Source organism: Ochrobactrum sp. 19YEA23 (assembly GCF_029909865.1).
GTDB lineage: Bacteria > Pseudomonadota > Alphaproteobacteria > Rhizobiales > Rhizobiaceae > Brucella > Brucella gambitense.
On sequence record NZ_JASAMQ010000008.1, the window covers coordinates 190,843 to 206,560 of the forward strand.

Genomic DNA, 15,718 nt, shown 5'->3' on the forward strand with positions numbered 1-15,718 from the left:
CCCGCGAAAGCGGGGTTTTTCAGTTAAACGCTTTATTCTGACTCCGTTCTCAAAGCCTAACACAGCCGTAATAACCATTAGAGCATTTGATACACAGCCCTTCACCGTCGCTAGCGCAGCTTCGTTCGCACGCCATGCCCGTTGGATAAATACAAGATGCTCCGGCAACTTTTTGATTATTCTTTGAAAAAAGTGGTTTCTTCCTAGTCTCTTTATTTACGTTATATATTGATTGATTAACGACAGATTTGTCTAAAGACACATTCTGCTTCATTGCGGCATTTCCAGCGTAAGCAGTCCCAATGGAGAAAATAGAACAGGCGATAATGGCTATTACACAATATTTACGCATAGCAATCTCCGTTATTTTTGATAATAAAAAATTACCAAAAACAATATAAAATAACTATTGCATAAAAATGGAGGCGATTTTGCATATATATAAAATACATCATTAAACTATAACATAAAGTATGGATATGACGATCACATCAGAATAATAATATTTCATTTTTACGTTAGATCATACTTACGCTCAGAGGCAAGCTATACTGGAAATCCAGAGCGCGCATAGCATTCAAGAGCGCGAAGAACTTAGACGTGCCTACGCCACTCAGCTCCGCCGCAATCAAAGGACCATTCGAAACTGTTGACGTTTACACGGGATTTTCTCATCGGGAATCGACCAGTTTGATAAAGGGCCAAAGTAACCCCGCAAAAGCGGGGTTCTTTATTAGCTGGGCATCGGCGATTAGCGAGATTGTCGTTATGGCGAGCCGAAAATCGTGGCTTTTGAGAACCGGCGCGCAGCGTACTTAAGTACGTGAGCACCGGAAGCGCAACAAGGCGCGATTTGCAGGCCGCCAGAGCGGCAATATCAGCCCATGCGTTCGGAGGCGAACGAGCCGGGGCTAGCCGGGAAGACCACGGTGCGGTTGCCATTGAGGAACGAACGGTGGTGGATGTGCGCGTGGACCGCGCGGGCCAGCACCTGTGCCTCGACGTCGCGACCGATGGAAACATAATCGGCGGCGCTCTGCGCATGCGTGATGCGCGCCACATCCTGCTCGATGATCGGGCCTTCGTCGAGGTCGGCGGTGACGTAATGCGCCGTAGCGCCAATCAGCTTCACGCCGCGCTCATAGGCCTGCTTGTATGGGTTCGCGCCTTTGAAGGACGGCAGGAACGAGTGGTGGATATTGATGATCTTGCCGGACATCTGCTTGCAAAGCTGGTCGGACAGAACCTGCATATAACGCGCAAGAACGACCAGCTCCGTGCCGGTATCGTTGACGATATCCATCAGGCGCTGTTCGGCTTCCGGCTTGTTGGCCTTGGTGACGGCCACATGATGGAAGGGGATGTCATGGTTCACGACAACCTTCTGGTAATCGAAATGGTTCGACACCACGCCGACAATATCGATCGGCAGTGCGCCGATCTTCCAGCGATAAAGCAGATCATTGAGGCAATGGCCGAAGCGCGAGACCATCAAAAGCGTCTTGGTGCGCTTGGCGTTGTCGTGGAAATCGAAATCCATGTCGAACGGGGCCGCAATGGGCTGGAAGCCTTCGCTGAGGGTCTCGAGCGCTACGCCTTCTTCCGAAATGAAACTGACGCGCATGAAGAAACGACCCGTATCGAGATCGTCGAACTGGGCGCTATCAATGATGTTGCAACCCTTGGCCGCAAGGTAACCCGAAATTGCAGCAACGATGCCGCGGGTGGACTTGCAGGTGACGGTCAGGACAAAATTATGCATCGGACTTCCTCAGTTTTCGAAGGCGCGGGCCAAAGCGCGCGCCTTGAAACTAGTTCACGATGCGGTCTCCGCCATGCCAGAATGCGTAATGCACTGACCGGATTGCGCTATCAAGCAACTTTGGAAGAAAGATTGCTCTTATTTGATCAAAGATGCGGATTGCGATCCCGATACCGCGCGACCAGTTCCCGGTTGACGTCACCGGAGCCCGGCATATTGGCGCTGAGATAGACCGGCGCGCTGCCATCATCCACCAGGCGGGATGCGACATCGGCAAAGATCGCATTCAGGATCGTCACGCCAAGCGCGGTGGAAACCGGCCCCACCTTCAGGGCGCTGCCTTCCACTTCCAGCACGGCATCGCCCGCAGGCGCATCATTGTCGAGAACGACATCGGCAAGTGAAAGCAGTTGCGTGCGTCCCTTGGCAATCGCACTGGAATAGGTGACCGACGTGACCGCAATCACCGCCGCCCCCTTCTCGTGGGCATAGCGCGCCGCTTCGATTGGCGCAGCATTGACGCCGGAATTGGACACGACGATCAACACGTCGCCTTCCTGAATGCCGTAGCGGTCGAGGATCGGCAGCACCGCGCCTTCGATCCGCTCGAAATGCGAGCTGGCAACCGCCCCATCCTGCAGCATGATCGCGCCGCAGAGGATCGGCACGGTGATCGCCAGACCACCGGCGCGATAATGCAACTCTTCCGCCATCATGTGGGAATGGCCGGTTCCGAACACATAGACCCGACGGTCAGCGCGCGCGGCGGCGGCAATCAGGTCGGCTGCCTTTTCCATCGGTTCGGCCAGACGGTCACGCAGAGTGGCCAAACGGGCAATCAGATCGTTGAAATAGCGGTCAGTAATAGCTGTCATCTGCTTTCCCCTCACCCCGCAGCCCGTTTCACGCCGGAGCGCCAGGTTGTTTTCGCAAACAATCCGTCATCGAGATGCACGGCATCCATACGCATGCCCGGACGCAGCAATCCGCGATCTGCAAGCCGCAAATACCGTGCCGGATAAAGGCTCGCCATGCGCAGGGCTTCGGCCAGCGTCAACTCCAGTTCGGCCACGCCAAAGCGCACCGCCGAGGCCATATCGAGGTCGGAACCGGCGATAGTGCCATCGGACAGGATCAGCTTGGAGCAGATGCCGCCTGGCACGCGGTGCACGGCGCGACCATTGATTTCAAAACTCTCCGCATTGGAGCCAACCAGCGACATCGCATCCGTCACAAAGAAAAGATGGGCGTCGCCGCGCTTGGCGCGCAGCGCCAGACGCAGCGCCATTGGATCGACATGATGACCATCGGCAACGATCCCACACCAGATATCCGGATGATCGAGCGCTGCGCCTGCCAGACCCGGCGCGCGATGGCCGATCTGGCTCATGGCGTTGAAGAGATGGGTCACGCTGCGCGCACCGGCGTCAAAGCGCTTGAAGGCTTCTTCCGCCGCCGTGTCGCTGTGGCCAATGCTGACCACAACACCGGCATCGCTCAAACGGCGCACCTGTTCGGGCGTGACCTGTTCGGCAGCGACGGTCACAAGCAAGGTGCCGATCTGCTCCGCCGTGTGGATATAAAGCGCGATATCAGCGTCATCGACCGGACGCATCAGCTCGGCCAGATGCGCACCCTTGCGCGCAGGCGCCAGATGCGGCCCTTCAAGATGCAGGCCCGCGACGCCCTTGTCGGCTTTCACCGCTTCGACTGCCGCCTCAATGGCGCGGTCACGCACAATCGTCGTATCGGTAATGAGCGTCGGCAAAAGGCTGGTCGTACCGTATTTACGGTGACCTTCGGCAATCACGAACATAGTTTCCGGCGTCGGCTGATCATTGAGCATACGCCCGCCGCCGCCATTCACCTGCGCATCGATGAAACCCGGCGCAATGACGCCGCCCTTCAGGCGCTCGACCTGATGGGCCTCGCCAAGTGCCGCTTCCGGCACAATGGCTTCAACCTTGCCGTCGCTGAAAACAAGGGCAGACTGGTCATGAAACCGGTCGCCATCGAAAATCCGCGCCCCCGCGATTGCTGATTTTTTCGTCATACCGTCACCGTGACCTTGTTGAGATTGCGCGGCTTGTCGGGATCAAAACCCTTGCGGCGCGTCACCGCTTCAATGACGCGGTAGTAATTGATGAGCGAGACCAGCGGATCAAGATGCGGGCTGCCCGTGCTGGCCGATGGTAGGCGGAAGCCCGGCGTTTCGGCATCGGACAGTGTCACGATGCTCGCACCGAAGGAATGCAGCCGCTTCAGGGCCTGAATATTGGTGTCGAAAGCTTCGTCGCGCGGCAGGAAGGACAGGATCGGGAACCCCTCCTCAACCAGTCGCATCGGACCGTGCATCAGCTCGGCCAGCGAAAAAGCCTCGGCATGGATATTGGCGGTTTCCTTGGCCTTCAGGGCTGATTCCAGTGCAATGGCATAGGCCGTGCCGCGACCGCCGGTATAAAGCGAGCGCGCATTGAACAGGAGGTTTTCCACGGCTTCGCGCCCATCCGGGCGGGTTGCGGCGAGCGCTTCCGGCAGACGCTGCAAACCGGCGCGCAAATCGGCATCGCCGCTGGCGGCAGCCACCACACCTGACAGGGCAGCCACTGCTGCAATGAAAGACTTTGTGGCCGCGACGCTCTTCTCCTCGCCTGCATTCAGCGCGAGAACCAGATCCGCCTCTTTCGCAAGGGGGCTGTCCACCACATTGACCACGGCAATTGTCGTCGCACCGCCCTTTTTGGCAGCGGCCTGCGCCGCCACGATGTCGGGGCTGGCGCCAGACTGCGAAACGGTGAAATGCACGCCGCCGGCAAGCTTCAGCTTCGAGCCGTAGACGGAAGCAACCGAAGGCCCGATGGAGGCGACCGGAATGCCCATGGTGATTTCCATCAGATATTTGAAGAATGTCGCCGCGTGATCGGAAGAACCGCGCGCCGCTGTCGTGATGACCGCCGGTTCATTCTTCGCGAAAATCTTTGCGATCTCGGCCAGCGTACCGGCTTCCTTTTCCAGAAGCGTTGCAACCACCGCAGGCGATTGCTCGGTTTCCTGCAACATGAGGGATGGTTGGTTCACCATGATCATTCTCCAATTTTCAGTTCAGCGACGAAGTCATAAGCGTCGGCGCGATAATGCGAGCGGGTGTATTCGACGATACGGTCGTCATCGAGATGCGAGATGCGTTCAATCAAAAGCGCCGGAGCGCCGCGATGCACGCCAAGAAGGCGCGCCGTGCCGGGATCGAGTGTAACGGCGGTCAGTCGCTGCAAGGCGCGCACCGGCTTGTAACCACGCCGCGCCAGCGCACCGTAAAGCGACGCTTCATCGACGCGATCCGTATCCAGATAATGACGCGGCACCACGGCGCGCTCAAAAGCCATCGGCACGCCATCGGCGAGGCGCAAACGGTCGAGCCGCACAATGGACGTATCCACGCCGACGCCGAGCCGGAAGGCTTCGTCTGGCGATGGTTTGTCGATACGGTTCGTCACCACGCGCGCGCCCGGCTCCTTGCCACGCGAAAGCATGTCTTCCGAAAACGATGTCAGCCGCCACAGATGCTGGCTGATGCGCGCCGGACGCTCTGCAACAAATGTACCGCTGCCACGCCGGGATTCAACCGCGCCTTGCGCCAGCAATTCCTTATAGGCGTTGCGCACCGTGATGCGCCCAAGCCCAAGCTCCTCGGCCAGATCACGCTCCGGTGGCAACCCGACAGCAGGTGCCAGCTTTCCCTCTTCAATCAGTTCACCGAGAATACGCGCCAGATTGCGATAAAGCGGCCCCGTCCGCTGCGGATCGTGCAGGCCGCGCTCTTCAATGGAAGTGATCAAGGTGGTTCTATTCATGACGAGTATGATAGAACCTATATAGAACCAATAGCAAGTGATGTTTTTATGAAATACGCAAGCGCCCGTTGCAGCTGACGATTTTTGCCAGTCCATGGGCGCAACAGGGCCGCGCCCGGCGGGACGCAACCAAGTGACGGCTCAAATTGGAAGCGGATTGGTTCTAGATTCTCTCAACCAACTGCTGACCGGCGGGGCTAAGTTCATAGCGCGTGCGCTGGGTGCGCGGATCGCGCTGCGTGATCTGGAGATAGCCGCCGTCTGCGCCAAGCAGGTTCACCTCACGCAGCACCAGTGCATGCTCGATCCCCAGCACCCGGGCGAAAGCCCGGCTGTCGGACGCAACGCCCAGCGTCAGCGCAGCAATAATGCCTGCGCTAAATGGGGAAAGATTTTCCGAAGTGGCCACCAGCCTCTCGACAAGCGCCATATATTCGGCAGCTGTTTCTTCCATCAAGCAGCGACGGGCTGTACCGGTCGGAACGAGACGATCACCGATTTTGAGGTCGGCGTAAAGCTCTCGTCGCCGGAGCTGCCAATCGGCACGAGCACATTCATCTCCGGATAATAGCCAGCGATACAGCCGCGCGGAATGTCATAGGGCACAAAACGGAAGTCGCGTGCGACGCGTTCCAGACCATCGACAAAGTCGCCGACAATATCGGCGCGGTCGCCCGCTTCGACACCGATATCCGCCATGTCGAGCGGGTTCATGAACACGACCTGCCGCTCGCCATAGACGCCGCGATAGCGGTCATCCATGCCGTAGATGGTCGTGTTGTACTGGTCATGGCTGCGGAAAGTCTGCAACACATAACGACCCGGACGCCCGCGTGCCTGCTGGTGCTCGATGGCTTCCGGCAGCGCACCGGTCCAGAACGTGGCCTTGCCGTTCGTCGTATTCCATTCCAGCTCACGCGCCGTGTTGCGCAGATGGAAACCACGCGGCACGCGCACACGCTTGTTGAAGTCGTAGAAATCAGGCAGCACCCGCGCAATGCGGTCGCGGATCAGGTCGTAATCGTCGGCCATTTCCAGCCAGTTGACAGGCTTGGGGCCGAGCGTCGCATTGGCCATGCCAGCAATGATCGCCACTTCCGACCGCAGATGCGGCGAGGCTGGCGAGTTGATGCCGCCCGATCCATGCACCATGCTCATGGAATCTTCGACCGTGACGATCTGGGCAACGCCCTTGGAATTCAGATCGATCTCGGTGCGTCCGAGACATGGCAGAATGAACGAATCCTGCCCCGGCACCAGATGCGAATGGTTGAGCTTGGTTGCGATATGCACGGTCAGACGCTGGCTCGACAGCGCTTTTGCGATGATCGGGCTGTCCGGCGTCGCGCGGGCAAAATTGCCGCCGAGGCCAATAAAGGCCTGTGCCGTGCCGTCCAGCATGGCACCAATGGCACCGATGACATTATGGCCCGGCTCACGCGGCACATCGAAACCGAATTCCTTTTCCAGCGCATCGAGAAATGCGCGCGGCGGATTTTCGTTAATGCCAACCGTGCGGTCGCCCTGCACATTGGAATGGCCGCGCACCGGGCACAGGCCAGCGCCCGGCCTGCCGATATTGCCGCGCAGCAGCATGAAATTGGTGATCTCGCGAATGGTGATCACCGAATGGCGATGCTGGGTCACGCCCATGGCCCAGGTGCAGATCACGCGCTCTGCATCCATATAGATCTGCGCGGCCCGCTCCAGAGACTGCCGCAACAGACCGGACTGATCTTCGATCTCCTCCCACGTCGTGGCATCCACGGCAGCGCGATAGGCTTCGAGTTCGGCGGTATGGGCGCTCAGAAAATCCCGGGCGAGAATGGATGGCTCACCTGCGGCAAGCGCTGCGTCGTCCGCCGCGAATACCGCCTTTGCCATGCCGCGAAACGCCGCCAGATCACCGCCCAGACGCGGCTGGAAATAATCGCTGGCAATCGCCTCGCTGCCGCCATGGAGCATTTCGAGCTTGTTCTGCGGATCGGCAAAACGCTCCAGCCCGCGCTCGCGGATCGGATTGAACACCGCGATGCGCGCGCCGCGTTCGGCGGCACGGCGCAAATCGCCCAGCATACGCGGATGATTGGTGCCGGGGTTCTGCCCGACGACGAAAATCGCATCGGCCTGTTCGAAATCCTCAAGCAGCACCGTGCCCTTGCCGACGCCGACCGATTGTTTCAGCGCCACACCGCTGGCTTCGTGGCACATATTAGAGCAATCGGGGAAATTATTGGTGCCATAGGCACGCACGAAAAGCTGGTAGAGAAAGGCAGCCTCGTTGGAAGCGCGGCCCGACGTGTAGAACTCAACCCGGTTGGGATGATCGAACTCACGCAGAAGCGCGCCAATGCGCTCCAGAGCCACATCCCATTCAACCGCCTCATATTTGTCGGTCGCCGCATTGTAGCGAAGCGGATGCGTCAGACGGCCAGTATTTTCCAGATCGTAATCGGTCCATTTGCGCAATTGCGAAACCGTATGATCCCGGAAGAAAGCGGGCGTGGTACGCCGGTCGGTCGCCTCCCAGGCCACCGCCTTGACGCCGTTTTCGCAGAACTCAAAGGACGAACCATGTTCCGGATCGCCCCAGGCGCAACCGGGGCAGTCGAAACCATCAGGCTGATTGGCCTTGAGCAAGGCACGCGCGCCCGTCAGCGGCGCGCCGCTGGCCAGAAGCTGCTTGCCGCAGCTCTTCAGAGCCCCCCAGCCACCGGCAGCACTTGAGCTTTTGCCGATGAAACCAGTTTTGGAACCCTTGCCATCCTTGCTCATGTCTCAATCCTTGTTCCATTGCGAACGTATTACGCAGAGCATTAGCATAAGCAAAATAGCCATCACCTTCAATTGACGACCAGTTGATGTCGGTGTTTTGTAGCTTCGCACTTGATTTCAGTCGCGCGATCCTTCATGCGAGTGGTCAAGAAAACTTACCACAAGGGGCAAGAGTAATGTCCAACATCGTTGAAATCGCCGATCTGAAGCGGCTCGCCCAGCGCCGCGTCCCGAAAATGTTTTTCGATTATGCGGATTCGGGCGCCTGGACTGAGTCGACCTATCGTGCCAACGAGGACGACTTCAAGAAGATCAAGCTGCGCCAGCGCGTGCTGGTCGACATGACCAACCGTTCGCTCGCAACGACCATGATCGGTCAGGATGTGGCCATGCCGGTCGCGCTCGCACCGACAGGCCTCACCGGCATGCAGCACGCCGATGGCGAAATGCTGGCCGCTCAGGCTGCTGAGGCTTTCGGCGTGCCCTTCACGCTCTCCACGATGAGCATCTGCTCCATCGAGGACGTTGCCTCGGTGACGAAGAAGCCGTTCTGGTTCCAGCTTTATGTGATGAAGGACCGCGACTTCGTGAAGAACCTGATTGGCCGCGCCAAGGCCGCAGGCTGCTCGGCCCTCGTGCTGACGCTCGACCTGCAAATCCTCGGCCAGCGCCACAAGGATATCCGCAACGGTCTGTCCGCCCCGCCAAAGTTCACCCCGAAGCATATCTGGCAGATGGCGACCCGTCCCGGCTGGTGCCTGGGCATGATGGGCACGCAACGCCGCACCTTCCGCAACATTGCCGGCCACGCCAAAAACGTGACCGATCTTTCCTCGCTTTCCTCCTGGACTGCGGAACAGTTCGACCCGCAGATGAACTGGAGCGATGTGGCCTGGATCAAGGAACAATGGGGCGGCAAGCTGATCCTCAAGGGTATCCTTGATGTGGAAGATGCGAAGATGGCCGCCAAGACCGGCGCAGATGCCATCATCGTGTCCAACCATGGCGGTCGCCAGCTCGACGGCGCACCGTCATCCATTTCCATGCTGAAGCCGATTGTCGACGCCGTGGGTGATCAGATCGAAGTGCATGTTGATGGCGGCATTCGTTCCGGTCAGGACGTGCTGAAGGCCCGCGCGCTCGGCGCACAGGGCGTCTTCATCGGTCGCCCCTTCCTCTACGGCCTCGGCGCCATGGGCAAGGAAGGCGTCACGCTGGCGCTTGAGATCATCCGCAAGGAACTCGACGTCACCATGGCGCTATGCGGCAAGCGCGATATCAACACGATCGACGCATCGGTCCTGCATTCGGTCAATTTCTGATCTACATGATCAGCACATGCGTTGAAAAAGCCCGGCACTGCCGGGCTTTTGCTTGTTACGCACGCGATGACGGCGCTTTCGAGAGCAGCACCGTGCGAATGGCGAAGCTGGAATGGATGCGCGCCACGCCCGGCAGGCGCGACAGGATTTCCTTGTGAATGATTTCATAAGCCGCCGCGTTTTCAGCTTCGACGCGCAGAATATAATCTGCATCCCCCGTCATCAGATAGCATTCCTGCACTTCCGGATGCCGCCGCACGGCTTCTTCAAAGCGGTTGAGATATTCTTCGGTCTGCCGGTCGAGCGTGATGCGTACAATGGCGACCAGTCGCTCGTCACCGCCCGATGAGCCGACGATGGCCGTATAGCCACGGATGACGCCGCCTTCCTCCAAAATCTGCACCCTTCGCAGACAGGCGGACTGGGACAGCCCCACTTCGGCGGCAAGCTGGCTGTTGGTCATGCGCCCGTCGCGGCGCAGACAACGAATGATGTTTCGGTCTATACTGTCGAGTGTCGCCATGCATATTCTTCGAATGAAAAGCTAAAACGTGCGCAGGATGTGCCAAAATTCGCATAATCTGCGACAGATAGCAAAAACATTCGAATAGTCTTCGATTAATATATCTCGATGCCCGTTTGGATACGGCAACGCATCCGGGGGTATGGGGCAATAAACGTTGCGCAATGGATATGGTTGATATGTCGATGCATTTTTCGAAAGAGCAAAGCGATCTCGCCGCAGGCGGCTTGTTGACCATCGATCTTGCGGCGCTGCGGCACAATTATTCCGCCGTTGCGCAGCATATCGCGCCGACCCGCGCGGCAGCGGTCGTCAAAGCCGATGCCTATGGCCTTGGCGCACACCGCGTTGCGCCCGCCTTTTACGAAGCGGGCTGCCGGGACTTCTTCGTAGCGCATCTGAGCGAAGCCATCGCGCTGCGGCCTGTGCTGAACGCCGATGCGACGCTTTATGTGCTGAACGGCCTGCAACCCGGCACAGAAGCCGCCTGCGCCCGCGAAGGCATTGTGCCGGTGCTCAATTCTCTGGAACAAGTGGAAAACTGGGCCAATCTGGCGGCCAGCAGCGGCAAGAAACTGCCAGCGCTGCTGCAAGTCGATACCGGCATGTCGCGTCTTGGCCTTTCAGCCAGGGAACTGGACCGGCTGGCCGACAATCTTGCGCTGCTCGATGGCATTGATGTGCGGTTTATCATCAGCCATCTGGCGAGCGGCGATGAACCGGCAAACCCGGCCAATGCGAGCCAGCTTGCCGCCATGCGCGCCGCACTGGCCCGCCTGCCGAAACTGCCCGTCGCCTTTGCCAATTCGGGCGGCAGTTTTCTCGACAAATCCTATTATTTCGACCTCGCGCGCCCCGGTGTCGCGCTTTATGGCGTCGGACCCAAAAGCGCGATCGTTCCGGTGCTGACGCTGTCGGCGCGCGTCATTCAGGTGCGCGACGTGGAAAAAGGTGCGGCCATCGGTTATGGCGGCACCTATATCGCCGAGGGGCCCATGCGGATCGCCACCATCGCAGTGGGCTATGCCGATGGCTGGTTCCGCGCGCTCAGCAACAAGGGTTCGGCCTTTTACGGCGAAACCCGCCTGCCCATCGTCGGACGTGTTTCGATGGATTCCATCACGCTTGATGTCAGCGCGCTGCCGGAAGGCACGCTCAAGCTTGGCAGTCTCGTGGAACTGATCGGCCCGCATCAGCGTCTGGAAGACGTGGCGAGCCAATGTGACACGATCCCTTATGAAATTCTGACAGCGCTCGGCAACCGCTATGCCCGTTTCTACGTGGATAGCGCGCGTTCGAGCCAAAATGCATAACAAAAAAGAGGCGAACATGCAGATTACCGTACTCGGCAGCGGCGTCATCGGCGTCACAACGGCTTACTATCTGGCCAAGCTTGGTCATGAAGTGACGGTCATTGACCGCGAGGAAGGTCCGGCGCTGGAAACCAGCTTCGCCAATGCCGGTCAGGTTTCGCCCGGCTATGCCTCGCCATGGGCGGCTCCCGGCATTCCGCTGAAAGCCGCAAAGTGGCTGTTCCAGAAGCATGCGCCGCTGATCATCCGCCCGACATCCGATCCCAAGCAGTATGTCTGGCTGACGCAGATGCTCGCCAACTGCACGGACAGCCGTTACAAGGTCAACAAGACCCGCATGGTCCGCGTGGCGGAATATAGCCGCGATGTTCTTGTCGATCTGCGCAAGGATACCGGCATCGAATATGACCAGCGCACGCAGGGCACCTTGCAGCTCTTCCGCGAGCAATATCAGCTCGATGGCATCGGCAAGGATATCGAAGTGCTGCGCCAGGACGGCGTGCCGTTCGAAGTGCTCGACCGTGACGACTGCGCCAAGGTTGAACCGGCGCTGGCCCGCGTGAAGGACAAGTTTGTCGGCGGCCTTCGCCTGCCCCATGACGAAACCGGCGACTGCTTCAAGTTCACCAATGCGCTGGCCAAGATTGCCGAAGGCATGGGCGTCAAATTCCGCTTCGGCGTGAATATCAAGTCGCTGGTTCTGTCCGGAGGTCGCGTTTCCGGCGTGGAAACCTCAGACGGCATTCTCACGGCAGACCGTTATGTGGTTGCGCTCGGCAGCTATACGCCTGCGCTCGTCAAATCGCTTGGCCTCAATGCGCCGATCTATCCGGTGAAGGGCTATTCGATCACCGCACCGATCATCGATGAGGACCGCGCGCCGGTCTCGACGGTTCTGGACGAAAGCTACAAGATCGCCATCACCCGCTTGGGTGACCGTATCCGCGTCGGCGGCATGGCGGAAGTGTCCGGCTTCACCAAGGATCTTCCGGCGGCCCGCCGCGCAACGCTTGACCTGTCGGTCAGCGATCTGTTCCCCGGCGGCGACCTCAAGGCTGCGACCTTCTGGTCGGGTCTGCGCCCGATGACGCCGGATTCCACGCCGATCATCGGCGGAACCCGTTACGACAATGTGTTCATCAATGCCGGTCACGGCACGCTGGGCTGGACCATGTCCTGCGGGTCGGGCAAGCTTCTGGCCGATCTGGTCAGCGGCAACAAGCCGGATATCCGCGCCGACGATCTCGGTATCTCGCGCTACAATTAAATACCGTTCTCCTGCGCGCCGTCAGAAACTCGGCGGCGTGCAGGCGCTGACCACCTCGCAGGCTGTTGGCCCGATGCAACGAAAGCGATGCGGCAGTTTTGAGGAAAAATAATAGGCGTCACCCGGCCCCAATATGCGCCGGTCGCTGCCGACTGTCACCTCGATGCGGCCCGAGATGACGATACCGCCCTCCTCGCCCTCATGCATCAGCAGCACCTTGCCCGTGTCGGAGCCTGGCTCATAGCGCTCCTTCAACATCTGCAACGAGCGCGCAAACAAGTGGTCGCCCACCTGCCGATAGGAAATGGGACCTTTGCCGATTTCCACCAGCTCTTCCGCCTGATAGAATACCTTGTGCGGCGTATCCGGCTCCAGCGCGAAAAACTCGGCCATGCCGATCGGAATACCATCGAGAATACGCTTGAGCGCACCGACCGACGGATTGGACTGATTGGCCTCGATCAGCGATATGGTCGAGTTGGTCACGCCAGCCCTTTTTGCAAGCTCGCGCTGCGACAGATTCTGCCGCATGCGCACATAGCGCAACCTTCCGCCGATATCGATACTCATCGGACATTCCCCTTCTGTTTATGATGTTCGATATAGCATAATTTTCCAAAATCAACGCCATAAAATCAATAGCTTAAACATTTGAAGAAAAGGGCTTGTTGCCCTTCGCAAAGCGTGTCCTCCTGCCTGAAAATAGGAGGTTACCATGCTCACCAAAACCAACGCGCCCAGCCTTGAAAACTTCTGGATGCCGTTCACCGCAAACCGGCAGTTCAAGGCCGCTCCGCGCCTGCTCGCCAGCGCATCGGGTATGTATTACACCGACACCGACGGCCATCAGGTTCTCGACGGGACGGCTGGTCTGTGGTGCTGCAATGCCGGTCATGGCCGCAAGCGGATTACCGAAGCCGTTGAGCGCCAGATTTCCACGATGGATTTCGCGCCCACCTTCCAGATGGGCCACAATATTGCATTCGACTTTGCCGAAAAGCTCGCTGCCATCGCGCCGGGTGGTCCGGCTGCGCAGCTCGACCGCGTGTTCTTCACCAATTCTGGTTCGGAATCGGTCGATACGGCGCTGAAGATCGCCATCGCCTATCAGCGCGCAATCGGTCAGGGTACCCGCACCATGGTGCTGGGTCGCGAGAAGGGCTATCACGGCGTTGGTTTCGGCGGCATTTCAGTTGGCGGTCTGGTCAACAATCGCCGCGTCTTCCCGCAGATCCCTGCCGATCATATGCGCCACACGCTCGACATCGAGCGCAATGCCTTCTCGAAGGGCCTGCCTGCGCATGGCATTGAACTGGCGGATGATCTGGAACGTCTGGTTCAGCTGCACGGCGCTGAAAAGATCGCCGCTGTCATCATCGAGCCGATGTCCGGTTCGGCTGGCGTCGTTCTGCCGCCGAAGGGCTATCTGGAGCGCATCCGCGCCACCGCCGACAAATACGGCATCCTGCTGATCTTCGACGAAGTCATCACCGGTTTCGGTCGTCTCGGCACGCCGTTTGCAGTCGATTATTTCGGCGTTGTTCCAGACCTCGTCACCACCGCCAAGGGCCTGACCAACGGTGCAATTCCGATGGGCGCAGTCTTCGCCGCGCGCAAGGTCTATGACGGCCTGATGACCGGCCCGGAAAACGCCATCGAACTGTTCCACGGCTACACCTATTCCGGCCATCCGGTCGCTTGTGCCGCTGGCCTTGCCACACTGGAAGTCTACGCCGAAGAGGGCCTGCTGACCCGTGGCGCACAGCTTGCTGATCATTGGCAGGAAGCACTGCATTCGCTGAAAGATGCGCCGAATGTCGTCGACATCCGCAATCTCGGTCTGGTCGGCGCTATTGAATTGTCGTCGCGCAAGGACGCACCGGGCGCACGCGCCTATGACGTCTTTGTGGATTGCTTCAAGAAGGGCCTGCTGATCCGCGTCACAGGCGATGTGATTGCACTGTCGCCGCCGCTGATCGTGGAAAAGGAACAGATCGACACGATCGTTTCGGTTATCCGCGACGCCCTGAAGCGCGCCGCATAAAATTTCGACCCAATCCGCGGTGTGATCACCACCCAGATCACGCCGCCTCTTGGCCGCCGCTCCCATTGCGGCGGCTTTTTTCTTTTTTGGGATTATCCCTGCGACGGCGTGAACCTGGCCACCAGCGCGTGGCTATCGCCGGGATAGGTGAAGCGCACATGCGTTACCGGCAGATCGGCATTCCATGTCTGGCGTTCGACGACCAGACAGGGCGATCCCGGCGCAATATCGAGCAATGCAGCATTTTCCGGCGTCGCCGCTGTGGCGCGAATGGAGTGCTGTGCGCTGCTCCAGGGCACGCAGGCCACGAGCCACGGACCGGGCGAATGTTCGGAAAAATCCGCCGCTGCCGCATCCGGCACAGCAGCCAGATTGATGATGCGCTCTTCCAGCGCGAAAACCCGCTGTCCGGCGTGATGGCGGCAGACCAGATCAATGATCTGCGTGTGACGCGGAATATCGATCTTCTGCGCATCGGCTGGCCCGCTCAGACGGTCCCAGCGCTTGAGCAGTTCAAACCGGTATGGTGCGCCGAGCGCCGCAACCTCATCGCGAATATCATGAATTTCGAGAATGGCGGCCTGCGAACGCGGGAACGAAACGAAGCTGCCGGACTTGCGCTTGCGCTCAATCAGCCCAGCCTTGGCAAGCTGGGTCAGCGCCTTGTTCACCGTCATGCGCGAACAGCCATATTGTTCGGTCAGCTCGTGCTCGAACGGGATACGGTGCCCCGGCGCCCATTCCCCCGACAGGATGCGCGATTCAATATCGTCCAAAATACGCTGATGCAGTGAAAGCACCGGACCGTCTTTTGTCGCTGAACCGTCATCCGCCATGCTCTTCTCCCCTGTTTTCCCGCTT

The 15,718-nt window shown here is 59.0% G+C and carries 14 protein-coding genes; 4 read left to right on the top strand and 10 right to left on the bottom strand.

The annotated features are described in order from the left end of the window. Positions 1-877: 877 nt before the first annotated feature. The 7 genes from purU to QBD01_RS20040 all read right to left on the bottom strand — a co-directional run bounded on the left by purU (position 878) and on the right by QBD01_RS20040 (position 8,388). A complete protein-coding gene (purU, locus tag QBD01_RS20010) occupies positions 878-1,762 on the bottom strand; it encodes a formyltetrahydrofolate deformylase (RefSeq protein ID WP_280994224.1) in 885 nt (294 codons plus the stop codon). A 146-nt stretch (positions 1,763-1,908) separates the two neighbouring features. Further along, entirely contained in the window at positions 1,909-2,637 is a 729-nt protein-coding gene (locus QBD01_RS20015) for a sugar isomerase domain-containing protein (RefSeq protein WP_280994225.1), read from the bottom strand. Positions 2,638-2,648: 11 nt separating this feature from the next. Further along, the gene (gene nagA, locus QBD01_RS20020) at positions 2,649-3,815 is read right to left on the bottom strand and encodes an N-acetylglucosamine-6-phosphate deacetylase (protein ID WP_280994226.1); all 1,167 of its coding nucleotides are present in this window, start codon (positions 3,813-3,815) and stop codon (positions 2,649-2,651) included. Continuing rightward, the gene (locus QBD01_RS20025) at positions 3,812-4,840 is read right to left on the bottom strand and encodes an SIS domain-containing protein (protein WP_280994266.1); all 1,029 of its coding nucleotides are present in this window, start codon (positions 4,838-4,840) and stop codon (positions 3,812-3,814) included. Before QBD01_RS20025 ends, nagA begins: the two co-directional genes overlap by 4 nt. 5 nt (positions 4,841-4,845) lie before the next feature. Beyond that, positions 4,846-5,613: a GntR family transcriptional regulator gene (locus tag QBD01_RS20030; RefSeq protein WP_078338879.1), complete on the bottom strand. Its 768-nt coding sequence runs from the start codon at positions 5,611-5,613 to the stop codon at positions 4,846-4,848. Positions 5,614-5,776: 163 nt separating this feature from the next. After that, complete coding sequence (locus tag QBD01_RS20035) at positions 5,777-6,070, bottom strand: hypothetical protein (RefSeq protein ID WP_280994227.1); 294 nt, start codon at positions 6,068-6,070, stop codon at positions 5,777-5,779. Continuing rightward, positions 6,067-8,388 (bottom strand): FdhF/YdeP family oxidoreductase, encoded by a 2,322-nt coding sequence (locus QBD01_RS20040; protein WP_280994228.1) that lies wholly within the window; start codon positions 8,386-8,388, stop codon positions 6,067-6,069. The genes QBD01_RS20035 and QBD01_RS20040 overlap by 4 nt, the downstream gene beginning before the upstream one ends. 176 nt (positions 8,389-8,564) lie before the next feature. Here QBD01_RS20040 and QBD01_RS20045 point away from each other — a divergent pair, with 176 nt between their 5' ends. Further along, complete coding sequence (locus QBD01_RS20045; protein WP_280994229.1) at positions 8,565-9,710, top strand: alpha-hydroxy acid oxidase; 1,146 nt, start codon at positions 8,565-8,567, stop codon at positions 9,708-9,710. Positions 9,711-9,765: 55 nt separating this feature from the next. On the opposite strand, the gene QBD01_RS20050 is transcribed toward QBD01_RS20045, so the two are convergent. Beyond that, positions 9,766-10,233 carry an Lrp/AsnC family transcriptional regulator gene (locus QBD01_RS20050; RefSeq protein WP_078338830.1) on the bottom strand — a complete coding sequence of 156 codons (468 nt, stop codon included), beginning with the start codon at positions 10,231-10,233 and terminating at the stop codon, positions 9,766-9,768. Positions 10,234-10,403: 170 nt separating this feature from the next. Here QBD01_RS20050 and alr point away from each other — a divergent pair, with 170 nt between their 5' ends. Together alr and QBD01_RS20060 are read left to right on the top strand one after the other, a co-directional pair. Continuing rightward, entirely contained in the window at positions 10,404-11,546 is a 1,143-nt protein-coding gene (alr, locus tag QBD01_RS20055) for an alanine racemase (RefSeq protein ID WP_280994267.1), read from the top strand. 16 nt (positions 11,547-11,562) lie between these two features. Next, the gene (locus QBD01_RS20060) at positions 11,563-12,813 is read left to right on the top strand and encodes a D-amino acid dehydrogenase (protein WP_280994230.1); all 1,251 of its coding nucleotides are present in this window, start codon (positions 11,563-11,565) and stop codon (positions 12,811-12,813) included. 21 nt (positions 12,814-12,834) lie between these two features. Here the strand turns inward: QBD01_RS20060 and QBD01_RS20065 are convergent, their stop codons facing one another. Next, positions 12,835-13,383 (bottom strand): cupin domain-containing protein, encoded by a 549-nt coding sequence (locus tag QBD01_RS20065; RefSeq protein ID WP_280994231.1) that lies wholly within the window; start codon positions 13,381-13,383, stop codon positions 12,835-12,837. Between the two features lie 145 nt (positions 13,384-13,528). Between QBD01_RS20065 and QBD01_RS20070 the strand changes: the two genes are divergently transcribed. Then, entirely contained in the window at positions 13,529-14,857 is a 1,329-nt protein-coding gene (locus QBD01_RS20070; RefSeq protein ID WP_078338832.1) for an aspartate aminotransferase family protein, read from the top strand. Positions 14,858-14,949: 92 nt separating this feature from the next. On the opposite strand, the gene hutC is transcribed toward QBD01_RS20070, so the two are convergent. Next, entirely contained in the window at positions 14,950-15,693 is a 744-nt protein-coding gene (gene hutC / locus QBD01_RS20075) for a histidine utilization repressor (RefSeq protein WP_280994232.1), read from the bottom strand. Between the last annotated feature and the right edge of the window lie 25 nt (positions 15,694-15,718).